The following is a 23,621-nucleotide window of genomic DNA, read 5'->3' on the forward strand; positions in this document are numbered from 1 at the left end:
CCCCCCCCCCCCCCCCCCCCCCCCCCCCCCCCCCCCCCCCCCCCCCCCCCCCCCCCCCCCCCCCCCCCCCCCCCCCCCCCCCCCCCCCCCCCCCCACAACGAACGCCGCACCCGGCAAACAACGGGATGGGGGGAACGCACCCCGCAAAGGGGGCCGCGGCGCCCCCGCGAAGGGGGCGCCGTTCAGACGCGGCGGACGACCACCGCGGTCGCGACGGCCGCCAGCCCTTCGCCGCGACCGGTCAGGCCGAGGCCGTCGGTGGTGGTGCCGGAGAGCGAGACGGGCGCCCCGACCGCGTCGGACAGCACCCGCACCGCCTCCGCCCGCCGCTTGCCGATCTTCGGCCGGACACCGATGACCTGGACGGCCACGTTGCCGATGTCGTAGCCCGCCGTGCGTACGATGCGCGCCGTCTCGGAGAGCAGGGCGGCGCCTGAGGCGCCGGACCATTCGGGCCGGTCTGTGCCGAAGTGGGTGCCGAGGTCGCCGAGCCCGGCGGCGGAGAACAGCGCGTCGCATGCTGCGTGTGCGGCCACGTCGCCGTCGGAGTGCCCGGCGAGGCCGTGGCGCTCGCTTTCCCACAGCAGTCCGCCGCACCACAGCTCGCGCCCCTCCTCGAAGGCGTGCACGTCGGTGCCGATGCCGACCAGCGGCAGGGCGGCGGCCGGCGCGGGGCCGGCGGTGCCCTGAATGTCCTCGGTGTCGTCAGAACGCATCGTGCGCCCTCCTCCTGGCCAGCACGGCCTCCGCGAGCACCAGATCGAGGGGACGCGTCACCTTGAACGCCTCCTCGTGGCCGGGTACGACGACCACGTCGACGCCGAGCCGTTCGACCATGCCCGCGTCGTCCGTGGCCCCGTCGCCCTCGGCCGTCAGCCGGGTGTGCGCTTCGGCGAGCACCGTGCGGGCGAAGCCCTGCGGGGTCTGCACGGCCCTCAGCAGGCTGCGGTCGACGGTGCCGGTGACGGGCTCCGGCTCTGCTCCGGGGTGGGGCTCGACCTGCTTGATGGTGTCGGTGACGGGGAGCGCGGGCACGACGGCGGGTGCGCCGGCGCGGACGGCGCGTGCGACGGCGTCCACCGTCTCGTCCGGCACCAGCGGCCGGGCCGCGTCGTGCACCAGCACTGTCTCGACGGTGTCGGGCAGCGCTGCCAGTCCGAGGCGTACGGAGTCCTGGCGGGTTCCGCCGCCGGGTACGACGACGACTCCGGGGAGCCCGTGTTCGCCCAGCAGGGTGCGGACGGCCGGGGCGCCGTCCGGTGGGGCCACCACGACGACCAGGTCGACGGCGCGCGCCCGCGCCGTCGCCCGGACGGCGTGCACGAGCATCGGCGTACCGCCCAGTTCGCGCAGCGCCTTGGGGGTTCCCGGGCCGAGCCGTACGCCCTTGCCTGCTGCGGGGATGACGACGGCCGTGCGGGGGCCGGCGTCATCCGAGGGTTGCTGGTCGCCGGAAGGAGCGAAGTCCGTGGAATCGATTGACATCGGTAGCGCGTTCAGGGTTTGTGTCCTCAGCCGGGGTGGGTATGGCCTGGGGGTACCCCCAGGCCAGGGTGGATGCCCTGGGTTGGCGGGAGTGCCGGGCGCAGCCACTCGACCGAGCCCTTTCCGTGACCAGCGGTCGAGTCGGGCGCCCGGGCCCGGCACGCGGCCCGCTCGGCCGTGTGTACGCCTGCGGCGGCACCACCGGGAGTCAGTTCCGGGGGCTGCGGTCGCGGAGCTGCCGGGATATGCCGCTGAACATGCCGCAGCGCCCGGCGACGACTGATGTCATCCGGGCACCGCGGCATCGTGGGGCAGTTCGAGTGTCAGGAAGCGAGAACCTCGTCGAGCAGCGCCTCGGCTTTGTCCTCGTTCGTGTTCTCGGCCAGCGCCAGTTCGCTCACCAGGATCTGCCGGGCCTTGGCCAGCATCCGCTTCTCGCCGGCGGACAGGCCGCGCTCCCGCTCACGGCGCCACAGGTCACGCACGACCTCCGCCACCTTGATCACGTCGCCGGACGCGAGCTTCTCGAGATTCGCCTTGTAGCGGCGGGACCAGTTGGTCGGCTCCTCGGCGTACGGCGCGCGGAGCACCTCGAAGACCCTGTCCAGCCCGTCCGAACCAACGACGTCGCGCACGCCTACGAACTCCGCATTGTCCGCCGGGACACGAACGGTCAAATCGCCCTGCGCAACCTTCAGAACCAAGTAGGTCTTGTCCACGCCTTTGATCTGGCGAGTTTCGATAGCCTCGATCAGCGCGGCCCCGTGATGGGGATAGACCACGGTGTCGCCAACCTTGAACGTCATGTGTCAGGTACCCCTTCCGTGGCTATCCAGGGTAACACGGCGGCGACGTCTTCTGAATGGCGTTTTCGCAGGTCAGGGCGCATCTCGGGGCTTGACAAGCAGCCCTCTATCGTGCATCGACCAACCAATGCAAGCGGGTATTCGCAGGTGGGAGCGGTTCTGCACACCCGCGGAAACAGCCGCCGGAGACCCCGGGAAGCACACCGCGACACGTCCGTGATGACCGATTTGTCCGACTGTAGGGAGTAGCATCTTCGCGCCGCCCTTCCCGCTTTCCGGGAATTGATCAATGACCCCGCAAGAGCCCGTTGATCAATTATTCATCGAGCTCTCGCATTCTCCTGGAATCGCCCGTACGGAGGTCGCCCGCACCGCGGCCGGAGCTATTCGACGGCGCACGGGACTGCCGCGCGCGCCCTGTCGCCCCGAGCGGGCCGGCACCCGGGCGACGCCCGGTCCGGAGGCCCCGGTGCGGACGGCCAGGTCCGAGGGCCGGCCCGACACCGGGGTCGACACCGGGGTCGACACCGGGGTCGGAGGGCCGGGCCGGAGCGCCGGGTCGGAGGGTCGGGTGCGGGGCGTCAGCGGGCTGTCGGTAACCTGAGCGCGCACGCGAAAGCCCCATCCGTACGCGACCGGCACGCGCTCTGGAGCGTGCCGCCGCCATAGCTCGCCTAGGAGTTGCCGCCGCCGTGAGCAGCAGCCTTCGTCGCGGCGCCCTCGCCGCCACCACCCTCGCGCTCGCCGCCGTCTCGCTGACCGCCTGCGGCGCCGGGAACGACGCGCAGACGCTGGAGGTCAAGCCCGACAACGCGGCGACGCACGTCGGGGTCATCAAGGTCCAGAACGCCAACATCGTCACCGACACCAAGGGTTCGGGCGAGGCGACCGTCACGGCGCGGATCTTCAACGACGGTGACCGGGACCAGACCCTCAAGGGCATCCGCGTCGACGGGGCACGCGCCGAACTGAGCCCCGCCAAGGGCGAGAAGAAGCTCGTCGTACCGGCCGGCGGCTCGCTGGTGCTGGGCGGCAAGGGCAAAGCCTCCGCACTGCTCCAGGACGTCGAGGCCGCGGGCGTCAAGGACGGCAACGCGCAGCCGGTCACGTTCGACCTGAGCCGGACCGGCGCGGTCAAGCTGCGGGCGACCGTGCTGCCCGCCAAGCACGCCTTCGAGACGGTCGGCCCGAGCTCCTCGCCGACCGGCAGGGCGCCCGAGCCGGGTTCCTCCGCGTCTGCCGGCCAGGACGGTGCGGAGAACCCCTCCGAGGACGCCTCCACCGGCGCCTCGGCCGACGAGCAGGGCGCGGGCGAGGGCGCGACGTCCCCGAGCACCTCGCCGGGCACCGAGCAGGGCGGCGAGCAGAGCACCGAGCAGGGCGGCGAGTCCTCCGGCCACTGAGCCGCGGGACCGTACCGCGGATCCCTACGGCGAGGGGCCGCACCCGTGGTGGGTGCGGCCCCTCGCCGTACGTACGCCCCGGCACCGCACGGACGCCGCCGGGCCGAGTCCGCCGCCCGGAAGGCCCTCCCTCCGCGAGCCGGAGCCTCCGCGAGCCGGAGCCTCCGCGAGCCGGGGCCTCGCGGGCCGGGGCCCCGCGGCGTCACCCCGCGAAGGGCGCAGCCGGGTGCGGCAGGCAGGCCTACGGCTCGAACTTGTAGCCGAGGCCGCGCACCGTCACCAGGTAGCGGGGCGCCCCCGGGTCGGGTTCGATCTTGGCGCGGAGGCGCTTGACGTGCACGTCGAGGGTCTTGGTGTCGCCCACGTAGTCCGCGCCCCAGACCCGGTCGATGAGCTGCATCCGGGTGAGCACCCGCCCCGCGTTCCGCAGCAGCATCTCCAGCAGGTCGAACTCCTTGAGCGGCAGGTCGACCTTGCCGCCGGCGACGGTGACCACGTGCCGCTCCACGTCCATCCGGACCGGGCCCGCCTCCAGTGCCGCGGGCGCGACCTCCTGCTCCGGTTCGCCGCGGCGGCGCAGCACGGCGCGTACGCGGGCCACCAGCTCGCGCGAGGAGAACGGCTTGGTGACGTAGTCGTCAGCGCCTATCTCCAGGCCGACCACCTTGTCGATCTCGCTGTCCTTGGCCGTCACCATGATCACGGGGACGTTGGAGCGCCCCCGCAGTTGCCGGCAGACCTCGGTGCCGGGCAGCCCCGGCAGCATCAGATCGAGCAGCACCAGGTCGGCGCCGTTGCGTTCGAACTCATCGAGCCCGTCGGGACCCGTGGCCGCGATCGCGACCTCGAAGCCTTCCTTACGGAGCATGTACGACAGTGCGTCGCTGAACGATTCCTCGTCCTCGACGACGAGCACTCGGGTCACGGGAGGACCTCCGGGGCGGAAAGTTGTTCATCAGCCTGATCGACATACGGCCGCTCCTCGTCCTCGAAGGCGGCCGGTTCCTGCAGTGCGCCCGACAGGCGGTTCCGGCCGAGCCGGTCGGCCTTGTCGAGTGCGGCCTGCTCCCGCGCGCTGCCCGCCTCGGGCAGCCGCAGGGTGAAGGTGGAGCCCTGTCCCTCGGCGCTCCACACGGTGACCTCACCGCCGTGCGAGGCGGCCACGTGCTTGACGATGGACAGGCCCAGTCCGGTGCCTCCGGTGGCCCGGGACCTGGCCGGGTCGACGCGGTAGAAGCGCTCGAAAATGCGTTCCTTGTCGCGTTCGGAGATGCCGATGCCCTGGTCGGTGACGGCGATCTCGATCAGATCGCCGCCCGGGGCCTGGGCGAGGCGGCCCGCGACCTTGACGCGGGTGCGGGCCGGTGAGTAGTTGACGGCGTTCTCCACGAGGTTGCCGAGCGCCGCGGCGAGCTGGCCGCGGTTGCCCCACACGTGCAGGCTCTCGGTGCCGCCCGCGAGGAGGGTGATCTGCTTGCTGTCGGCGCTGTGCCGGCTGCGCTCGATGGCCTCGGTCACCAGTTCGTCCACCCGGACGGACTCGGAGTCCTCCAGCGGGTCGTCGTTCTGCACCCGGGAGAGGTCGATGAGCTCCTGCACGAGGTTGGTCAACCGGGTCGCCTCGTTCTGCATCCGCCCGGCGAAGCGCTGCACCGCCTCCGGGTCGTCGGAGGCGTCCAGCACCGCCTCCGAGAGCAGCGAGAGCGCACCGACCGGGGTCTTGAGTTCATGGCTGACGTTGGCGACGAAGTCGCGCCGCACCGCCTCGATCCTGCGGGCCTCCGTCAGGTCCTCCACCAGCAGGAGCACCAGCCGGGAGCCGAGTGGGGCGACCCGTGCGGAGACCGCGAGGGCATCACCCCGTCCCGTGCCGCGCCGGGGCAGATCCAGCTCGACCTGCCGTATCTCGCCGTCCCGTCTGGTGTCCCTGGCCATCTGGAGCATGGGCTCCACGGCGAGCTTGCCGCCGCGCACCAGACCCAGCGCGTAGGCGGCGGAGCTGGCCTTGACGACGCCGTCGCTCTCGTCCAGCACCACGGCCGAGGAGCGGAGCACCGACAGCACGGTGTCGACACCCGGGGGCAGCCCCGGCTCGGTGTGCAGGGAGGTGCGGGTGGGGCGGGCCTGCTCCCGCTCGCTCCACCGGAACGCCAGCATCGCGATCACACCGGTACAGACCCCGGCGATCGCTGCTGCCGCGGCGACAGCCGCATTAACGTCCATACACCCAGGTTATGCGCCTCTCGCGAGAGAGCCCCAGCCCTGGACGGCGCCGCCGAAAGAGCTGTCGCCCAGTGTTTACCCGCACGGCGCCTCCGGTTCACCGTGGGGGGCCGCACCGGTCGCATTTCGGGCGCACCGTGGGAGCGTAGGGGCCCGAGCGACCCCGTGAGAGAGGCCGGGGCCGTGCGCCCCGGAAGAACATTCGTGCGAGGGAAGGACAGCCATGCGGGACGCGTACCACGAGGAGCTGGACTCGATCGGGGACAGCCTGGTCGAGATGGCCCGGCTCGTCGGCTCCGCGGTCGGGCGCGCCACCACGGCGATGCTGGACGCGGACCTCAAGCTCGCCGAGAGCGTCATCGCCGCCGACGAGAAGGTCGACGACATCCAGCGCGACCTGGAGACCAGGGCGATACAGCTGCTGGCCCGGCAGCAGCCGGTCGCCACCGACCTGCGGATCGTCGTCACCTCGCTGCGGATGAGCGCCGACCTGGAGCGTTCGGGCGATCTGGCGCAGCACGTGGCGAAGGTCGCCCGGCTGCGCTTCCCCGAGTCGGCCGTCCCCCAGGACCTCCAGGCGACCCTGCTGGAGATGGGGCAGCTCGCGCAGCGGCTGATGGCGAAGGCGGCCGAGGTGATCGTCACCAAGGACGTCGACCTGGCGATGCAGCTGGAGCAGGACGACGACGCCATGGACCTGCTGCACCGCACCCTCTTCCAGCACCTGATGGACGACCGCTGGAAGCACGGCATCGAGACCGCCGTGGACGTCACGCTGCTGGGCCGCTACTACGAGCGGTTCGCCGACCACGCCGTGTCGGTGGCCCGCCGGGTCGTCTACCTGGTGACCGGCGACTACGCGGACGAGATCGACCCGGCCGCCGCCGCGGCCGGTGCGGCGGACCCCGCCGCGGGCAGCATCCCGGGCGACGCGGGTGACGCGGGTGGCGCGGGTGAGGGGACCGCGGCGGGCGAGAGCCGATAGCTCGCGCTCTCCGGCACCCCCGGGCGAGCACCGGCGCCAGGCAGCCGCCGGGCGGCCGCCTGGCGCCGGGCAGCCGCCCGGCCGCCCGGGCGGTCACCGCCCGGTCACCGCCGCCGGGCGGCGTGCACCCGCGCGCCCTTGATGCGCCCGTGCCGTGGCGGCATGCAATGGAGACGGTCATGTCTGTCCATGACTGTCCCTGCCGAGGAGGGCACGATGGCTGACTCCACCGAACCGCTCCGGACCACGGCCGACCAGCCGCCGACCGCACCGACGGAAGCCCGGCACCTGCCCCTGCTGGGGGCGTGCGGGTGCGGTGCCGGCTGCGGCTGCGGCTGCCAGTCGGGCGGCCCCTGCCAGTGCGGGGGTTCCTGCGGCTGACCGTCTGCCGTCACGCCCCCGCGCCCGCGTCTCGCGGGGCGCGGGCCCGGGGGCGCGGCGGACAGCACGCGAGCACGCCCGGGGTCCTGGCCGGTTCGCGCCGGTCAGGGCCCCGCGTCGTATCCGGGTTCCGGAGGGGGCCACGGCAGCCGGACGGTCAGCGTGAACATGCCGTCCTCGGGGCCGTAGGCGAGGGTGCCGCCCTCGATCTCCAGCCGCTCCCGCAGCCCCGTCAGCCCGGCACCGGCGCCGGGGATCGAGGAGCCGGTGCGCCCGGCCGCGCTGCCGGGCGGCAGCGGGTTGCTGACCCGCACGGTCAGCTCCTGCTCCACGGCGCCCGCCACCCGCACCTCCACCGGCCGGCCCGGCGCGTGCTTGCGCGCGTTGGTGAGTCCTTCCTGTACGGCCCGGTAGGCGGTGCGCTGCAGCTGCGGGCGGAGCGGATAGCCGCCCTCGCCGTCGGCCCGCTCGGGCAGTGCCAGCTCCAGCCGCACGGTCTGCCCCGCGGCCCGCGCCTCGTCGACCAGTTCGCCCAGCCGCGTCAGATCCGGCTGCGGCCGGGCGCCGTCGGACGCCCCCGGCCTCCCGGTCGCGTCGACGGGGGCGCCGGGGACGCCGGGGACGCCGGGGACGCCGTCCTCCTCGTCCTCGCGCAGCACGTGCAGGACGTCGCGCAGCTCCTCCAGCGCCTGGTGCGCGTTGTCGCGGATGACGGTGGCGCTCTCGGCGATCTCCGCGTCAGCCAACGCGGGGCTCTCGCCCGCGGCCGTGCGCTGCGTACGGTAGGCGAGCGCGCCCGCGTGCACGGACAGCAGCGAGACGCGATGCGCGAGCACGTCGTGCATCTCCCGGGCGATCGCCCGGCGCTCGGCGCGCCGCACGTCCGCCAGCCGCCGCGTATGGTCCGCCTGGGCGCGCACCGCGTCCTCGCGCAGCTTGAGCACGAGCTGGCGCCGGGCCCGGGTCGCGCTGCCCCAGGTGAAGAAGAGCAGATAGAAGACGAGGACGAACGCGGCGACCGTCCAGCGCTCCTCGTGCGGCACACCGTAGAGCAGCACATAGGGGAGCGTCGCCGCCAGGTGCAGCAGCAGCACCAGGGCAGCCGTGCGGGGCGGGACGCGCAGCGCCAGATTGAAGATGATGACGGCGAGCGCGCCGACGACCGTGTCGGTCAGCGCCGCGGCGGGCACCGCCGCCAGCGCCACGCCCAGCGGCCACCGGCGCCGCAGCCACAGCGACAGGCAGGCCAGCGCACCCAGCGGCGGGTCGATCGCCACCAGCCAGCCGGGCAGGTACTCCTTGGCCTCGGCCTGCTGGAAGAGCGCCGCCCAGCACAGCACCGCCCAGCCGAACAGCAGGACGTCGACGACCCAGTCGCGGGCGCTGCGCCGCACCCGCCGCGGGTCCGGCGGGCTCCCCGCGGTCAGTTCCCCGGGCAGCAGCCGCTGCGCCAGCACCGAAACGGGGTGGATCGTCATGTTCCGAGCGTATGCGGGAGACGGCCGGGCGCCCGCCGGACCGGGACCGGCCGGGCACCGCCGGGCACCGGGACGTCGGGGCGTCGGGCGTCAGCGCTTCGCGTACCCCGAGAAGCCCTGCCAGTCGATGAGGACGCAGGGTTCCTGGCCGACGACCCAGGCGTCGTGTCCGGGCAGGCAGTCCAGGGCGTCACCGGGCCCGATCTCGACCTCGTCGCCGTCGTCCATCACGATCTTCATCCGCCCCGAGACGACGTACCCGGCGTGCGCCGCCTGGCAGCTCTCCGTCCCGGCGATCGGCCTGACGTGCTTGGACCACTGCCAGCCCGGCTGGAACGTCCCCCGGCCCACCTCTCCCCCGGCCATGTTGACGACCTCCAGTTGCCCCGTACCGCCCTCGAAGGGCCGGACCTCGTCCGGCGCGTCGAAGCTCTTGCGAACAAGTCCCGCCATAGCGCACCTCCCGCATCGACCGTCCCCCGTGCCATCGTCCGGGGGGCGGCGCGTGATCGCATCCGGGAGGCCGGGACAGGACCTGTATGCCGTCTCTGGCATCAGGGCACCCTGGTAGCCTGGTACCAAGATGGGTACCAAAGCCGGAGAGAACCGGAGGGAGGAGGCATCATGCCCGCACTGAACGTGACGTTCAGCGAAGAAGAGATGGCTCAAGTCCGTGAGGCCGCGGCCCAGGAGGGCACCAGCATGAAGTCCCTCGCACACGACACCGTTCTCGCCGAACTGCGTCGCCGGAAGGTACGTGCCGCCGCTCTGCGGACGGCCAGGATCTCCGCTGGTCTCAATGAACGGCTGGCCACCAAGTAGCTCGGAGCCCTCACATCACCGAGTACCTCGACGAAGAGGACGTCCTCTCCCTCGCCGAAATCACGCTCGGTGGTCGACCGGGGATTCGGGAGTGGGGACTGCTGTCCTCTGCCGTACAGCGGCCCCGCTCCAGCGCCTTCGGCCAGGATGCGTACCCGGACGTGTTCGAGAAGGCTGCCGCCCTTCTCCATTCCGTCGCCGGCAACCACAGTCTGATCGACGGCAACAAGCGCACCGGCTGGGCGACGGCCATCGTCTTCCTGGACCTCAACGGGTACGAGCTTGTCGAGCCGCTGGACGAGGACAGGGCAGAAGCCTTCGTCCTCGCAGTCGCTCAGAGCCGGCTCGAGGTCGGTGAAATCGCCGAGACCTTGTCGGCGTTTGTGCGCCTTCGCAGCTGAGGCTCTGGCATCGGCGCAATCGGTGTCCACAACTGAGGCGGCCCACAAACGGCCCCTCTCCAGAGCGAAGCCCCCTACTTCACGGAGAAACCGCGGGCAGGGGGCCCGATCGTGCCTACAGGCTACTTCCTGCCCTGGTTCTTCACCGCTTCGATGGCGGCCTTGGCGGCCTCCGGGTCGAGGTAGGTGCCGCCCTTGGTGACCGGTGCGAAGTCGGCGTCCAGGTCGTAGACCAGCGGGATGCCGGTGGGGATGTTGAGGCCGGCGATGTCCTCGTCGGAGATCCCGTCCAGGTGCTTGACCAGGGCGCGCAGCGAGTTGCCGTGCGCGGCGACCAGGACGGTGTGGCCGTCGATCAGGTCCGGGATGATGCCGTCGAACCAGTACGGGAGCATCCGCTCCACGACGTCCTTGAGGCACTCGGTGCGCGGCCGCAGCTCGCTGGGCAGCGCCGCGTAGCGCGGGTCGCCGCTCTGCGAGAACTCGGCACCGTCCTCCAGAACCGGCGGAGGGGTGTCGTAGGAGCGGCGCCAGAGCATGAACTGCTCCTCGCCGAACTCGTCGCGGACCTGGGCCTTGTCCTTGCCCTGGAGCGCACCGTAGTGGCGCTCGTTCAGCCGCCAGGAGCGGCGTACCGGGATCCACAGGCGGTCGGCGGACTCCAGCGCGAGCTGCGCGGTGCGGATGGCGCGCTTCTGCACGGAGGTGTGCAGCACATCGGGGAGCAGGCCGGCGTCCTTGAGCAGCTCGCCGCCGCGGACCGCCTCCTTCTCACCCTTGTCCGTGAGGTTGACGTCCACCCACCCGGTGAACAGGTTCTTGGCGTTCCACTCGCTCTCGCCATGGCGGAGCAGGATCAGCTTGTACGGTGCGTCGGCCATACCGGAGAGCCTACGCGCCCCCCGGGAGCCCGGGAGCGAGGTGGGGTCCCGTCGGACAGCAGGGCGGCGAAGTGTGGGGTGCGGCCACATGGGGGGCGGGGGCGGGGTTGCCTAGCGTGCGGCGGCATGGTCTCCGCTTCCTCGTCCCCACATGACTCCGGTTCCGCCGGGTCTCCCAAGTCCCCCGAGTCCTCCCAGTCTCCCGAGTCCGCGCCGGGCGGCGGGCGGTCGCTGCGCCGGATCGTCGCGGCCAGCCTGGTCGGCACCACCATCGAGTGGTACGACTTCTTCCTCTACGGCTCGGCCGCCGCGCTGGTCTTCAACAAGCTCTTCTTCCCGGACTCCGATCCGCTGGTCGGCACGCTGCTGGCGTTCCTGACCTACGCGGTCGGTTTCGCGGCCCGCCCGGTCGGCGCGCTGGTCTTCGGCCACTACGGCGACCGCGTCGGCCGGAAGAAACTGCTGGTCATCAGCTTGCTGATGATGGGCGGCGCCACGTTCGCCATCGGGCTGCTGCCCACTCACGCGACGGTGGGCGCGTTCGCTCCGGTCCTGCTGACGACGCTGCGGCTGGTGCAGGGCTTCGCGCTGGGCGGCGAGTGGGGCGGCGCGGTGCTGCTGGTCTCCGAGCACGGGGATCCGCGGCGGCGCGGCTTCTGGGCCTCCTGGCCGCAGACCGGAGCGCCGGCCGGTCAGCTGCTGGCCACGGGCGTGCTGGCGGCGCTGACGGCGCTGCTGTCCGACGGCGCGTTCGAGAGCTGGGGCTGGCGGATACCGTTCCTGCTCTCCGGGCTGCTGGTGGTGGTCGGCCTGTGGGTGCGGCTGGCCGTGGACGAGTCGCCCGTCTTCCGGGAGGCCCGCGCCCGTGCGGAGGCCCGCAAGGAGCGGGACCGCGCGGCGGGCGCGACGGCGGCGGAGGAGATGCCGGTGCTGGCCGTGCTGCGGCATCACTGGCGGGACGTGCTGGTCGCGATGGGCGCCCGGATGGCGGAGAACATCAGCTTCTACGTCCTGACCGCGTTCCTGCTGGTCTATCTGACCGATCACCTGGATCTGTCCAAGCAGACCGGGCTGAACGCGGTGCTGATCGCCTCCGCCGTCCACTTCACCGTCATCCCGCTGTGGGGCGCCCTCTCCGACCGGGTCGGGCGGCGTCCGGTCTACATCCTGGGAGCGGCCGGCGTCGGGGTGTGGATCTTCCCGTTCTTCGCCCTGCTGGACACCGGCAGCTTCGGGCTGATCCTGCTGGCGGTGACGGTCGGGCTGGTGCTGCACGGGGCGATGTACGCGCCGCAGGCAGCGTTCTTCTCCGAGCTGTTCGCCACCCGTATGCGGTACTCGGGCGCCTCGATCGGCGCGCAGTTCTCGTCGGTGGCGGCCGGGGCTCCGGCGCCGATGATCGCGACGGCGCTGCTGGCGGAGTTCGACGGTTCGGCGCTGGTGTCGGTGTATGTGATCGCCGCCGCGCTGCTCACCGTCGTGGCGCTGGTCTGTGCGAAGGAGACCCGGGACCGGGATCTGGCGACCGTGGGGGAGCCGGGCACGGCGGCGGCCGGTGCGGCCGGGGCCCCCGGGACCGCGCCCGCCCCGGGCTCCCCCGGCTCAGCCGCCGAGGGCGCCCGTCAGCCGGTGGAGCCGTAGGGCGAGCTGGATCTCCAGCGCGCGGTGCGGCGCCTGCCAGTCGTCGCCCAGCAGCCGGCCGACCCGCTCCAGCCGCTGGGCGACGGTGTTGACGTGTACGTGCAGGACGTCCTTGGCGCGCACCGGGCTGGCGCCACTCTCGAAGTACGCGTCGAGGGTGGCGACCAGTTCGGTGCCGCGTCGCCGGTCGTAGTCCAGCGCCGGGCCGAGGACGCGGCGGACGAATCCGGTGACGTCCCGGGTGTCGGCCAGCAGCAGCCCGAGGAAGCCCAGGTCCTCGGCCGCGGCCCCGTCGCCGCGGCGACCGAGCAGACTGAGCACGTCCAGGCAGCGCCGGGCCTCCGGATAGGCGGCGGCGACGGAACCGGGCCGGGTGGCCGGGGACGGTACGGGCACGGAGGCGCCGACGGTGACCGGGCAGCCCACAGCGCGGCCCAGCTCGGCGGCGGTCCGGCGCGCCGTACGGGAGACGGCATCGGCCGAGTCGGGGCCGGGGTCACCGGAGTCGGGGGCGCCCGGGCCGGTGCCCCGGTCGGTGGCTTCGAGGGGCAGCAGCAGGACCAGTCCGCCGTCCCGGGTCGCGGCCAGGCCGCGGCGGGTGGCGGCCAGATGCGCGGCCGCGGACCACAGGCGCTGCCGTTCCGCCTCGTCGGGCGCCTGCCCGGCGTCGTGCGGCGCCCCGGCGGTGGAGGCGTGCGCCGCGTCCCCAGGCGGGCCGCCGGAAGGCGTCCCGGCGTCGGACGGCGTCCCGGCGTCGGACGGCGCCCCGGCGTCGGGCGCCCGGTCGAGGCGGGCTGCCAGCACGGTGTGCGGTACGTCCAGGTCGGCGCCGACCCGCGCGGCGCGGTCGCGCAGCAGGTGCGGGTCGCGGTGCGCGGCGTCCAGCAGGTCGTCCAGCAGTTCGCCCCGGACCCGCTGTTCGGCCTCGCCCGCCGAGCGGCGGGCGAGTTGCAGCAGCGAGGTGACCATCGCGGCGCGCTCCAGGGTGCGCTGGTCCACCGGGTCGAGGTCCGGGTGCCCGTGCAGCAGCAGCGCGCCCAGCAGTTCGCCGCCCGCGGAGACGGCGGACACCCAGCTGCCGCCCTCGCGCACGGCGTGCCCGTCGCGGCGGGAGCGCTCGACCGCGGCCGGTACGCCGTCGGAGGGCACGGAACCGGAGGGCGCCCCTTCCGACAGCGCACCGGACGCCTCGCCACCCGCCGGTGCGCCACCCGCCGGTACGTCGTCGAACCGCACGCTGTCGCGGAACTCCACCCGGCCGCCCAGGACCTCGGCCAGCGCGCGGGTCACGTCGTCCACCCCGCCGCCGCGCAGCACCAGCTCCGTCAGCCGGTCGTGGATGTCGGAGGCCCGGCGGATGGTCTCGTTGACGGCACGCAGCCCGGCCAGCGCCTGGGTCGTCTCGGTGAGCAGGCGGGTGCTGTCGATCGCGACGGCCGCGTGCGCCGCGAACGAGCGCAGCAGCGCGATCTGCTCCGGTTCGAAGACGCGCTCGCGCCGGTCGGCCGCGTACAGCACGCCGATGACCTCCCGGCCGCCGAGCAGCAGCGGCACCCCGAGGATGGCGACCAGCCCTTCCTCACCGACGCCCCGGTCGATGGGGAGGGTGTGCTGGAAGCGGGCGTCCCGCGGGTAGTCCTGGGTCGCGTAGGGGCGCGCGGTCTGCGCCACGAGCCCGCCCAGTCCCTCGCCCATGCCGAGCCGCAACTGCTGGAAGCGGGCCGAGACCGAACCCTCGGTGACCCGCATGTAGGTGTCGCCCCGCTCGGGATCGTTGAGGGTCATATAGGCGACCTCGGTGCCCAGCAGCCGGCGGGCGCGCTGGACGATGGCCTGGAGCACGTCGTCGAGGTCGCGGAGTCCGGCGAGGTCGTGCACCGTCTCGAACAGCGCCGTCAGCTCCGCCTCGCGGCGCCGCCTGCCCTCCAGCTCGGCGTGGATGCGCAGGGCGAGCTGCTTGCCCTGTTCGGCGGCGGGCACGCCCCCCTCGGCTGCGGTGTGTGCCGCCGGGTCCTCGTACGCCTCGGCCGGGGCGCCCCGGGCCAGCAGCTCCAGATAGCCGAGGCAGGCGGCGGGTGCGGAGCCGCCCGGCGGTTCGTGGCCCCCGGAGCTCTCGTGGCGTGCGGAGCTGTGGCCGTCGGGACCGTGGTCGGTGGTGCTGTGCATGGGCACAGGGTCAGTGAGCGGTCCAGGCGCCGTCGAGGGGCAGGGAGGAACCCGTGAGGAACCCGGCGGCGGGAGTGCACAGATAGGCGACCGCCTCGACCACCTCGGACGGCTCCAGCAGCCGCTTCAGCGCCGAGTCCGCGAGCAGGACCTCGGCCACCACCCGCTCCTCCGGGATGCCGTGCGCCTCGGCCTGGTCCGCGATCTGCCGCTCCACCAACGGGGTACGCACATATGCCGGGTTGACGCAGTTGGCGGTCACCCCGTGGGCCGCCGCCTCCAGCGCCGTCGTCTTGGAGAGCCCTTCCAGACCGTGCTTGGCCGCCACGTACGCCGACTTGTAGGCCGAGGCCCGCAACCCGTGCACGGACGAGATGTGCACGATCCGGCCCCACCCCTGCGCGTACATCCCGGGCAGCGCACCCCGGGTGGTGCGGAACGGCGCCTCCAGCATGAGGGTGAGCATCCGGCGGAACGCCTCGGGCGGGAACTCCTCGATCGGCCTCACGAGCTGCGTACCGGCCGCGTTGACGAGCACGTCGGCACCGTCCGCGGCACGCTCCGCCGCGTCCAGCCCGTCGGCGTCCGTCAGGTCGAGGGGGTGGATCTCCACGGGCGCGCCGCCTCCGGGCCCTTCTGCGGCCGCGGCGACCTCGGCCGCCAGCGACGCGAGCCCCTCCGGGTCCAGGTCCACCGCGCGCAGCCGGGCCCCCGCCGCCGCGAGCCGCAGTGCGCAGGCCCGCCCGATGCCGCTCGCCGCGCCGGTGACCAGAGCCGTCCGGCCGGTCAGGTCCAGGTGGACGGAGCGGGTCGGTACGGGCGACTGCTGCTGCGGCGACTGCTGCTGCGGAGGCACGGACTCGGGCTCAGGCGTCATGGCCGCAGCCTAGGAGTGCCCCGCGGGCCCCCGGATGTGGCGTCCCTCCGCAGTTCGTGCGGGCGGTATGTGCCTGAGCCACATGGGGGCGGTCCGACGGCGGCACACGGTTGCTGCCCCACGTGCGGCCGGGCGCCGGGCCGTCCGGCCCCGGCCCCCCGGACCGGCCGACCCCGGCCCCGCGGGCTCCGGACCGGCGGGCTCCGGACCGGCGGGCTCCGGACCGGATCCGGGGACCGCTCAGCGGCTCCGGAGCACCGCCCGCACCGCCCCCACCGCCCGACCGGGTTCAGTTCCGGCGCAGGACGACGGCCGCCGCTCCCGCCGTCACGATCGTGGCGAGCAGCCAGCCCAGCACGACCAGCGCCAGGGCTGCCCACTGGGAGAGCCCGGCGGGTCGCCAGGCCGTCTCCTGCCCGAGGTCCAGCACCGGCAGCAGGAGATCGAGGGTGTAGATGGCAGGAACCCAGTGCGGCCCCTCACCGGGCGTGTTCGCAGCCGGCGGGTTGCGGGCGAACCACACCGTCCCTCCGGACAGCAGCAGGCCGAGCCACAGGACCGCGCGTCCGGGCCGGTATCCGTAGCCGAGTACCGCGTCCTGGACATGTTCCCAGGCCCTGAACGGCAGCGGGAGCGTCCGCCGCCTCCGCCGGAGCTTGGTGAGCAGGACGGTGTGCGCGTCCGCGTCCTCGCCTCCGGCCTGGAGGCAGGCGGCGAGACGGTCGTAGGGCTCGGGAGCGAACTCCGGGGTCGCCGCCCGCACCCACGCGAGCCGACGGGCCAGCGGGAAGGGGGCTCCCGGCGCGAGCTGTTCGTAGGTGAAGCCTCGCAGCACCAGTCGGCCGTCGCTCGGCCAACTGTCCGGACGGTCGACCAGACGGCGCACGGAGGCGTCCTGGAGGACCACACGGCCGCGCTCCGGTGCCCGGGGCGTGAACCGCAGCTCCGCCGCCTGCACGGAGCGCAACGAGAACTCCTGGTCCGCTGCCAGTTCCAGGTCGGCGTCCTGGAAGTCCAACGCGCCCCCGAACGTCGAGCCGTCCAGTTGGACGCCGCCGTGCAGGCGTGCGACCCGCGGCCGACCGTCCGGCGCGGACGAGCCGCCCCCCGGACAGCGCGGAGCGGGGGCCAGCACGAGATCCTCCTCGACGGTGAGCCGGGGCGCGGTGAGCACCGGCCCGCCGTCAGGATGCCGCAGCAGGCATCCGCGCAGGCTCACCGCGCCGCCCACCCGCGCGGCCCGGAGGGTCAGCTCGCCGGTGGCCCGCAGCAGGTCGGCCGCCACGTCCCGGGTGACGTTCAGCCCGTCGGCGTCCAGCGCCCGGCCTCTCCCGACGCTGCCCAACCGCACCTCCTCCAGGGCGAGATCCGCGCCGATGCGGGCCTGCGCCAGCAGCAGACCGTGCACAAGTTCACTCCCGGTCAGCCGCAGATCGCCGGCGACGGCCAGCCGCTCCGCCTCCAGGCGCGGTATCCGGCACCGGTGCAGAATGACCGTGCCCGCTCGGCAGTCGACCAGCCGTAACGGCTCCTCCAACCGGCAGTGCCGCAGTTCGAAGGGGACGGTGATCTCCGAGTTCGACAGGTCGAGCGGCCCGGTGAGGCGGCAGCCCGCCAGCTTCAGCGCGGGCGCCCTGCCGGGCACCGGAGGCGGCCCGCCGAGGAGCAGCAGCGAGATCACCCGGGCCCGGACGGTGCGTTCGGGCCCCCAGGAGATGTCGCCGTGCGCGTCGTCCCGGGCCGGGTCCCCGACCCGCAGGTCGTACGCGTTGCCGTTCCGGTACGCGTGCCACAGTCCCGTCTCCGCTGCTGTCAGTCCCTCCGGCGGTTCCCCGCTGTCCTGTTCGGCCACTGCGTCGCCCTCCCCCTCAGGCACCGCGCGGTCTCGACGCGACCGCGCCTTCCCGGACAGCAGATGCCCAACCCGGAGGGCACCAATCGCCCCCGCGCCCGGGAACCGGTCGCGGGGACCGTCCGCCCCCGGAGCCGCCCATCGTCCGCCGCCCGGAGCCTCCGGCCGTCCGCCGCCCCGGGCCGCCGATTGACGGCAGCCGTCAATTCGCTGGCGGCGCCATGAGCGCCCTCGGTAACGTGCCCGGCGCGGTTCAGCCGCTTACGTCTTTCGCCGTATACGTCGGTCGCGGCGAGTGCGGGCACACAGGGGGAGCGGTCATGGCCGGGAACGTGTCGTTCGGCAAGGTGCGGCTGGCTGCCGCCGAGAGTGTCGGGGGGCTACCCCGCCAGTTCTGGTGGCTGTGGACGAGCACCCTCGTCAACCGGCTCGGCGCCTTCGTGGCGACGTTCCTGGCGCTGTATCTGACCCTGGACCGCGGCTACTCCGCCTCGTACGCCGGTCTCGTCGGCGCCCTATTCGGCCTGGGCGGAGTCGTCTCCTCACTCGGCGCCGGAGTACTGACCGACCGGATCGGGCGGCGTCCGACCCTGCTGGGCGCCCAGTTGGCGACCGCCGTCTCCGTCGCCGTCCTCGGCCTGGTCACGCACCCCGTGGCGATCGCGCTCGTCGCCGCGCTCGTGGGCATGTCCACCAACGCCTCCCGGCCCGCCGTGCAGGCGATGATCGCCGACATCGTCCGCCCCGAGGACCGTGTTCGGGCCTTTTCTCTGAACTACTGGGCCATCAACCTCGGCTTCGCCGTCTCCTCCACCAGCGCCGGACTCATCGCCCAGTACAGCTACCAGCTGCTGTTCTTCGGCGAGGCGGCCATGGTGCTGGCCACCGCGCTGATCACGTTCCGGAAGCTGGCCGAGTCCCAGCCCGCCGCGACCGGCTCCCCGACGCCCGCCCCCGGCACCGCCACCGAGGCGGTGCCGGACTCCCGGCCCGACGGCAGCAGCGACATCTCACTGTGGACGGTGCTGCGCGACCGGCGCTTCATGGTCGTCGTCGCCCTCAACCTGCTGCTGGCCACCCTCATCCAGCAGGCGTTCGTCTCGCTCCCCATCTCCATGGGCGAGCAGGGACTCACCAGCACCGACTTCGGCACCGTCATCGCCCTCAACGGCGTCCTGATAGTGCTCCTCCAACTCCCCCTCACCCGCTTCATCCAGCACCGCGACCCGGCCAAACTGCTGATCGTCTCCGCGCTGCTGACCGGATACGGCTTCGGCCTGAACGCCTTCGCCGCGTCCGCCGCGTTCTACGCCCTCGCCGTCGCCGTCTGGACCCTCGGCGAGATGATCAACGCCCCCACCCAGATGGGCCTGGTCGTCCAGCTCTCGCCCACCCACGGCCGAGGCCGCTACCAGGGCGTCTACGCCCTCTCCTGGTCCGTCGCCTCCCTCGGCGCACCCCTGCTGGGCGGCGCCGTCATCGACCACTTCGGCGCCGACACCCTGTGGACCGCCAGCGCCGCAGTGGGCACCCTCGCCGCCCTCGGCTACGCGCTGCTGCTCCGCAGCATGCGGGCCCACCCCGCCCCCGAGCCGGCGCACTCCCCCGCGGAGACCGCATCCGCGGGGTCCGCGTCCGCGGAGGCGCCGACGGCACCCCCGGAGCCCGCGGTCTGAGTGCGCTTCGGGGGCTGCGGCATGCGCAGCCCCCGAGAACGCAGGTACTGAAACGCCCCTGTCCCCGCCCCGGTTCCGGGAAGGGCGGGGGCCATCTGTCGTTGACCTACCGGTCGAGCTGACCGTCGACGACCGCGGAAACGAACGCGGACAGCTGATCGCGATTCACCAGCAACGCGGGCCCTTGGGGCGCCTTACTGTCCCGGATCGCGACCGTCTCGGCATCAACGATGCCGCACTCGACGCACTGCGCCCCACTGTCGCTGTACGAGGACGCCCACCAACGGGTGGGAAGAGCGGAGGCATCGTCAACATGCGTCATGTGTTCTTCCTTATCTGTGTAATCAGTTCAGCCGATGCCTCAACCGAGAGCGCTGCGGAGGTCAACCGCTGCCAAGCATCCCGGTGAGCGGCTACCTGCTCGCGTTCCTCGATGTACAGGGCCGAGGTCAAACCTTCGGTATGTACGACGTCGAGATCAGCATGAGAGCCGAACCCGAGAACGGTGAAGCTGCCCAGTTGTCCGACGTGCAGCGGCGCATCTGCGGGCAACACCTGAACGTTCACGTTCGGGCGCCTACCCATCGCGAGGAGGCGGCTCAACTGCTCGTGCATCACTCCGTCAGCCTCGGAGGTGGACCGTAGAGCCTGCTCGGCGATGATGGCCCACAGCGCGAGCGGGTCCTCGCGCGTCAGGATGGCCTGTCGGGCGAGGCGCACCTCGACAAGCGCATCGACGCGAGCCTCGACCGCCTCAGACATGGCCGTCGCACGAATGATCTCGCGGGCGTACTCGCCGGTCTGGAGCAGACCGGGAATGACTCCGAGCTGCCACGAGGACACCGATTCCGCCTCAGCTTCGAGGCTGATCAGATCCTCGTAGACGGGCGACAGGACGCCTCGGTACGAGTGCCACCAGCCGCGGCGTGCGCCCTCCCGCGTGAGTGTCAAAAGTGCGGCACACACGTCGGGGTCGGACACCTCGTACAGGTCGAGCAGCGCTCTTACATCGTCGGGGCGGACGGCTGTGCGCGCTGTCTCGATGCGGCTCAACTTCGCAGCGTTGAATCGGCCGTCGCTGCGTTCGGCGACATCGTCGAGAGTCCATTCGCGCGCCTCCCGGTACTCGCGAAGCTTCGCGCCGAGTCGTCGGCGTCGCACCGTTGGCGCGCTCATTCGCTCCCCTCCCAGGTCGGGTGTTCAGTCTGCCCGTGCGGTGTTCGCTGACGCTACCCCGGGCCGGGACCCCCGAGCAGGCATATGCAATCTTGCACGATCGAGTTGATTCTCTTGCATGAATTACTAGTCAAGGAGCACGCTATTGCGTAACGGAGTGCACCCAGACCGCAACGGTGTGCACAGTGATGCTGCCTGCTCTCAGCAGGCAGGCACCTGACTGGAGCCACGATCTATGGCCGCACAGACCTACCGCATCGGCGTTTACGTCATCGACCGGCGTACGAATTCGCTTGGCCGTGTCATGGGGCAGGACGGGCCCCACCTCCTACTGCGGCCCCCGCGCGGCGGTACCGAATGGGACTGCCCGCCCGCTGCGGCACGGCTCGCCACCCAGGCCGAGTGCCACGACGCAGGTATCACCGCCAACGGCACCCCGCGCGCACTCCGCCATGGCACCCGCTCGTGAGGCGCGGCACGCTCAGCGTCCAGCCCGGACGGTGCGCCTACTGCGAGACCGACCGGGACGAGACGGTTCAGGTCGCCGTCATCGAGTGCGGCTCCGGCCCCCCCCTCACGGCCTGCGCATGTGTCTCGCGCACGCAAGTCAGTACGCCGTCACCCGCCACGCCCCACCGCACCTCGCCGACGAGTTGGCGCACCTCTGGCGCACACGGGAAGAGCAGACCGAATGATCCGCAGCATCCGCCACCGCGTGATGACCACCTGCGGAATCGCCGGGCCGTTCCTGCTGCTCGCGATCGGCTTCGGCACCGGCTTCACCATCGCCGCCGCCCTCAGCAGCACCTCATGACTCCCGCCCGCGCCAAAGAGACGCCCCCGCGGCACCTCCCCGGCACCGGCGGGCCGCTCCCCGGCCGACGGCAGTTTCTGACGTACGCCGACGTCGGCCGGGGGCACACCAGCGCACCACCCATGGCGACCGACGGGTCAGGGTCGCGACACCTCTACCGGATCTACCGGAAGGCAGGAAGATGCACGCATTGCTCTCACATCCCCGGGAAGCGTTCCCGGTCGCGTCCGAACACGGGCGCATCCCGCACAGCAGTGCCCCGCCGAGCGGCGAGTACTCCCGCCCGTGGGTGCTGCGCTTCACCCGCGTCCCCGATGCCGCGCAAGCGCTCGTGCGGCCCCCGGCGGTCTACGACAACGAGTTGCAGATCTCCCGCAGCCTGTACGACGGCCCGCTCCCCTACATGCAGACCCACACCCCCACCGTCCTCGACGGCAGCCATACGAACCCGCCGCCGCTGGACGAGGGCCCGAAGGACTGATGCCCTCATGCCCGCCGTGCTCGTGATCGCAGCGCAGGACGACTGGCCCCCGGACCGCGCCGTCGACCTGGCCGACATCTCCGCCGTCTACTACCGCGCCCCGAACCCCTTCGACCTGCCTGCCATGTCCGACCCCGAGCGCAGGTTCGCCGCCGCGCAGGCCCGCGCCGGTCTCGGCGGCATCATCACCGCACTCGACTGCCGCTGGATGTCCCATCCGGCCGCCATGTCCCGCACGGAGTACAAGCCGCTCCAACTCGCCACCGCACGCACAGCCGGACTCACGGTGCCCGCAACGCTCATCACCAACAATCCGGCCGCCGTCCGCACGTTCGTCGGTGAGGTGGGAGGCCGGGCCGTCTGCAAGCCGGTGGCAACCCCCGTCTTCATCGAAGGCGATCAGCTCAAGACCGTCTACACCCGCCGTCTCTCCGCAGCGGATCTCGCCGATCTGCGGGGCATCGACACCACCGCGCACCTCTTCCAGGCATGGGTCGACAAGGCCCACGAGGTACGACTCACCGCCGTCGGCGAGCGGCTGTTCGCCGCTGAGATCCACGCCGCCGGCAGCGCTGGACACATCGACTGGCGCAGCGACTACGCCTCCCTCACCTACCAGGCCACCACGGTCCCGGATGCGACCGCCGAGGGCGTGCGACGGTATCTGCGTCGGCTCGACCTACGGTTCGCCGCCTTCGACTTCGTCGTCACCCCGGACGGCACATGGACGTTCCTGGAAGCGAACCCGTGCGGACAGTGGGACTGGATCGAGCACGCGACCGGCCTCCCCCTCGCCCAAGCCATCGCCGACGAACTGCAAGGAGCCGCATGAACGACTCCCCGGACCGCGCACGCCCGCATATGAGGGCCCTCGCCGACCAGCTCACCGCAGCGGGCGCGATCCGCACCCGCCCCTGGGTCGACGCCTTCGCCGACGTTCCCCGGCATCTGTTCGTGCCCCGCTGGTACGAGCAGGAGGCCGACGCGCGCGGCATCACCGTCTGGCGTGAGCGGCAGGCCACCGGCACGGACGCCGACCTCGCCGCCGTGTACCGCGACCAGACCCTCGTGACCGCGCTCGACCCGGCCACCGCCGAACAGGTCGACGAGACGGCATGGACCGGCATTCCCACCTCCTCCAGCACCCTGCCGAGTCTGATGGCCCGCATGCTCGAAGACCTGGCCGTCGAGGACGGACACCGTGTGCTGGAGATCGGTACCGGCACCGGCTACAACGCGGCGTTGCTCAGCCACCGGATCGGCGACCACCTCGTGCACTCCATGGACATCGACCCGGCCCTGGTCGGGACGGCCCGGCAGCGCCTCGCCGACGCCGGGTTCGTTCCGCAGCTCGCGGTCGGCGACGGCTCGCACGGACACCCTGCCGGTGGCACGTTCGACCGGATCATCGCCACCTGTTCCGTGCCGGCCGTCCCCGACGCATGGCTCGACCACAGCAAACCCGGCACACTCGTGCTCACCGACCTCAATCTCGGTATCGAGGGCGGACTTGTCACGCTCCGCGTCGACGGCAGCCGCCGGGCCGTCGGGCATTTCACTGCGACCTGCGGACGCTTCATGGCCGCCCGCACGGACGCGACCAGCTACCCGGCACCCCAGTGGCCCGACCGGTCACCGCTCGCCGACACCCGCCCGACAACGGTCACCGCGGCCGACATCCGGGCCAACTACCCTCTCGGCCTGCTCCTCGCCTTCCACCTGCCCGGCGCCCAGCTCGTCCACCACATCGACGAAGCCGGTGCCATGGCGCTCCAGCTCCAGCACCCCGACGGCTCCTGGGCTCGCGCACCCCTCGGCGACGGCCCCGCCACCGTCACCCACGGCGGGGTACGGGATCTGTGGCAGCAGGTCGAAGCGGCCTGGCAGTGGTGGAACGAGGCCGGCCGCCCCTCCCAGGACCGGTTCGGGTACGCCCGCGAAGCGGACGGAAGCGCCTACGCCTGGCACATCCCCGACGGCACCCGCTGGGACCTGCCCGCACCAGCGTGAGCGCCGAAGACGAGGACCGGGCCCCTCGCGCGGCACCCGGCCACGCCGCTCCTGCCGTGCCC

At 72.6% G+C, this 23,621-nt stretch carries 23 protein-coding genes; 10 read left to right on the forward strand and 13 right to left on the reverse strand.

Features of this window, described 5'->3' with window-relative positions:
- Positions 1–183 precede the first annotated feature (183 nt).
- The 3 genes from ispF to ACFYNS_RS26665 all read right to left on the reverse strand — a co-directional run bounded on the left by ispF (position 184) and on the right by ACFYNS_RS26665 (position 2,292).
- Complete coding sequence (gene ispF / locus ACFYNS_RS26655; protein WP_388605448.1) at positions 184–717, reverse strand: 2-C-methyl-D-erythritol 2,4-cyclodiphosphate synthase; 534 nt, start codon at positions 715–717, stop codon at positions 184–186.
- The gene (gene ispD / locus ACFYNS_RS26660) at positions 707–1,486 is read right to left on the reverse strand and encodes a 2-C-methyl-D-erythritol 4-phosphate cytidylyltransferase (protein ID WP_388605450.1); all 780 of its coding nucleotides are present in this window, start codon (positions 1,484–1,486) and stop codon (positions 707–709) included. The genes ispF and ispD overlap by 11 nt, the downstream gene beginning before the upstream one ends.
- Positions 1,487–1,809: 323 nt before the next feature.
- Positions 1,810–2,292, reverse strand: a complete 483-nt coding sequence (locus ACFYNS_RS26665; protein ID WP_016472332.1) for a CarD family transcriptional regulator — start codon at positions 2,290–2,292, stop codon at positions 1,810–1,812.
- Positions 2,293–2,984: 692 nt separating this feature from the next.
- On the opposite strand from ACFYNS_RS26665, the gene ACFYNS_RS26670 reads away from it, so the two are divergent.
- Positions 2,985–3,695, forward strand: a complete 711-nt coding sequence (locus ACFYNS_RS26670) for a DUF461 domain-containing protein (protein ID WP_360294925.1) — start codon at positions 2,985–2,987, stop codon at positions 3,693–3,695.
- A gap of 241 nt (positions 3,696–3,936) precedes the next feature.
- On the opposite strand, the gene ACFYNS_RS26675 is transcribed toward ACFYNS_RS26670, so the two are convergent.
- Together ACFYNS_RS26675 and ACFYNS_RS26680 are read right to left on the reverse strand one after the other, a co-directional pair.
- Positions 3,937–4,620 carry a response regulator transcription factor gene (locus ACFYNS_RS26675; protein ID WP_360294928.1) on the reverse strand — a complete coding sequence of 228 codons (684 nt, stop codon included), beginning with the start codon at positions 4,618–4,620 and terminating at the stop codon, positions 3,937–3,939.
- Positions 4,617–5,918: an ATP-binding protein gene (locus ACFYNS_RS26680; RefSeq protein ID WP_360294931.1), complete on the reverse strand. Its 1,302-nt coding sequence runs from the start codon at positions 5,916–5,918 to the stop codon at positions 4,617–4,619. Before ACFYNS_RS26680 ends, ACFYNS_RS26675 begins: the two co-directional genes overlap by 4 nt.
- A 223-nt stretch (positions 5,919–6,141) precedes the next feature.
- Here ACFYNS_RS26680 and phoU point away from each other — a divergent pair, with 223 nt between their 5' ends.
- Positions 6,142–6,903, forward strand: coding sequence for a phosphate signaling complex protein PhoU (gene phoU, locus ACFYNS_RS26685; RefSeq protein WP_360294933.1), 762 nt, complete (start codon positions 6,142–6,144; stop codon positions 6,901–6,903).
- 485 nt (positions 6,904–7,388) lie between these two features.
- Here phoU and ACFYNS_RS26690 read toward each other — a convergent pair whose 3' ends face one another.
- Positions 7,389–8,762, reverse strand: a complete 1,374-nt coding sequence (locus ACFYNS_RS26690; RefSeq protein WP_388605453.1) for a sensor histidine kinase — start codon at positions 8,760–8,762, stop codon at positions 7,389–7,391.
- Between the two features lie 90 nt (positions 8,763–8,852).
- Entirely contained in the window at positions 8,853–9,215 is a 363-nt protein-coding gene (locus ACFYNS_RS26695; protein ID WP_388605455.1) for a cupin domain-containing protein, read from the reverse strand.
- Between the two features lie 171 nt (positions 9,216–9,386).
- On the opposite strand from ACFYNS_RS26695, the gene ACFYNS_RS26700 reads away from it, so the two are divergent.
- Both ACFYNS_RS26700 and ACFYNS_RS26705 read left to right on the forward strand, forming a co-directional pair.
- Positions 9,387–9,584 (forward strand): hypothetical protein, encoded by a 198-nt coding sequence (locus ACFYNS_RS26700; RefSeq protein ID WP_360294942.1) that lies wholly within the window; start codon positions 9,387–9,389, stop codon positions 9,582–9,584.
- A 14-nt stretch (positions 9,585–9,598) separates the two neighbouring features.
- Positions 9,599–9,985 carry a type II toxin-antitoxin system death-on-curing family toxin gene (locus tag ACFYNS_RS26705; RefSeq protein ID WP_360295003.1) on the forward strand — a complete coding sequence of 129 codons (387 nt, stop codon included), beginning with the start codon at positions 9,599–9,601 and terminating at the stop codon, positions 9,983–9,985.
- 122 nt (positions 9,986–10,107) lie between these two features.
- On the opposite strand, the gene ACFYNS_RS26710 is transcribed toward ACFYNS_RS26705, so the two are convergent.
- Positions 10,108–10,866 carry a phosphoglyceromutase gene (locus tag ACFYNS_RS26710; protein ID WP_360294945.1) on the reverse strand — a complete coding sequence of 253 codons (759 nt, stop codon included), beginning with the start codon at positions 10,864–10,866 and terminating at the stop codon, positions 10,108–10,110.
- A gap of 126 nt (positions 10,867–10,992) precedes the next feature.
- On the opposite strand from ACFYNS_RS26710, the gene ACFYNS_RS26715 reads away from it, so the two are divergent.
- The gene (locus ACFYNS_RS26715; RefSeq protein WP_360294948.1) at positions 10,993–12,507 is read left to right on the forward strand and encodes an MFS transporter; all 1,515 of its coding nucleotides are present in this window, start codon (positions 10,993–10,995) and stop codon (positions 12,505–12,507) included.
- On the opposite strand, the gene ACFYNS_RS26720 is transcribed toward ACFYNS_RS26715, so the two are convergent.
- The 3 genes from ACFYNS_RS26720 to ACFYNS_RS26730 all read right to left on the reverse strand — a co-directional run bounded on the left by ACFYNS_RS26720 (position 12,469) and on the right by ACFYNS_RS26730 (position 17,402).
- Entirely contained in the window at positions 12,469–14,673 is a 2,205-nt protein-coding gene (locus tag ACFYNS_RS26720) for a helix-turn-helix domain-containing protein (protein WP_388605458.1), read from the reverse strand. The genes ACFYNS_RS26715 and ACFYNS_RS26720 overlap by 39 nt on opposite strands.
- A gap of 10 nt (positions 14,674–14,683) precedes the next feature.
- Positions 14,684–15,550, reverse strand: a complete 867-nt coding sequence (locus tag ACFYNS_RS26725) for a 3-hydroxybutyrate dehydrogenase (RefSeq protein WP_360294953.1) — start codon at positions 15,548–15,550, stop codon at positions 14,684–14,686.
- Positions 15,551–15,839: 289 nt separating this feature from the next.
- A complete protein-coding gene (locus tag ACFYNS_RS26730) occupies positions 15,840–17,402 on the reverse strand; it encodes an oxidoreductase (protein ID WP_388605460.1) in 1,563 nt (520 codons plus the stop codon).
- A 320-nt stretch (positions 17,403–17,722) separates the two neighbouring features.
- On the opposite strand from ACFYNS_RS26730, the gene ACFYNS_RS26735 reads away from it, so the two are divergent.
- The gene (locus ACFYNS_RS26735) at positions 17,723–19,078 is read left to right on the forward strand and encodes an MDR family MFS transporter (protein WP_388605462.1); all 1,356 of its coding nucleotides are present in this window, start codon (positions 17,723–17,725) and stop codon (positions 19,076–19,078) included.
- Between the two features lie 106 nt (positions 19,079–19,184).
- On the opposite strand, the gene ACFYNS_RS26740 is transcribed toward ACFYNS_RS26735, so the two are convergent.
- Positions 19,185–19,400: a DUF397 domain-containing protein gene (locus ACFYNS_RS26740; protein ID WP_276476071.1), complete on the reverse strand. Its 216-nt coding sequence runs from the start codon at positions 19,398–19,400 to the stop codon at positions 19,185–19,187.
- The gene (locus tag ACFYNS_RS26745) at positions 19,397–20,254 is read right to left on the reverse strand and encodes a helix-turn-helix transcriptional regulator (RefSeq protein WP_276476072.1); all 858 of its coding nucleotides are present in this window, start codon (positions 20,252–20,254) and stop codon (positions 19,397–19,399) included. The genes ACFYNS_RS26740 and ACFYNS_RS26745 overlap by 4 nt, the downstream gene beginning before the upstream one ends.
- A 691-nt stretch (positions 20,255–20,945) precedes the next feature.
- Here ACFYNS_RS26745 and ACFYNS_RS26750 point away from each other — a divergent pair.
- From ACFYNS_RS26750 to ACFYNS_RS26765, 4 genes are all read left to right on the forward strand, one after another.
- Positions 20,946–21,068 (forward strand): hypothetical protein, encoded by a 123-nt coding sequence (locus ACFYNS_RS26750; RefSeq protein ID WP_360290761.1) that lies wholly within the window; start codon positions 20,946–20,948, stop codon positions 21,066–21,068.
- Between the two features lie 181 nt (positions 21,069–21,249).
- Positions 21,250–21,549, forward strand: coding sequence for a putative ATP-grasp-modified RiPP (tgmA, locus tag ACFYNS_RS26755; RefSeq protein ID WP_388605465.1), 300 nt, complete (start codon positions 21,250–21,252; stop codon positions 21,547–21,549).
- A 7-nt stretch (positions 21,550–21,556) separates the two neighbouring features.
- Positions 21,557–22,381, forward strand: coding sequence for a RimK domain-containing protein (locus tag ACFYNS_RS26760; RefSeq protein WP_388605467.1), 825 nt, complete (start codon positions 21,557–21,559; stop codon positions 22,379–22,381).
- The gene (locus ACFYNS_RS26765; protein ID WP_388605469.1) at positions 22,378–23,559 is read left to right on the forward strand and encodes a methyltransferase domain-containing protein; all 1,182 of its coding nucleotides are present in this window, start codon (positions 22,378–22,380) and stop codon (positions 23,557–23,559) included. Before ACFYNS_RS26760 ends, ACFYNS_RS26765 begins: the two co-directional genes overlap by 4 nt.
- The last annotated feature ends 62 nt before the right edge of the window (positions 23,560–23,621 follow it).

The sequence above is a fragment of the Streptomyces sp. NPDC006925 genome (assembly GCF_042869575.1).
Taxonomy (GTDB): Bacteria; Actinomycetota; Actinomycetes; order Streptomycetales; family Streptomycetaceae; genus Streptomyces.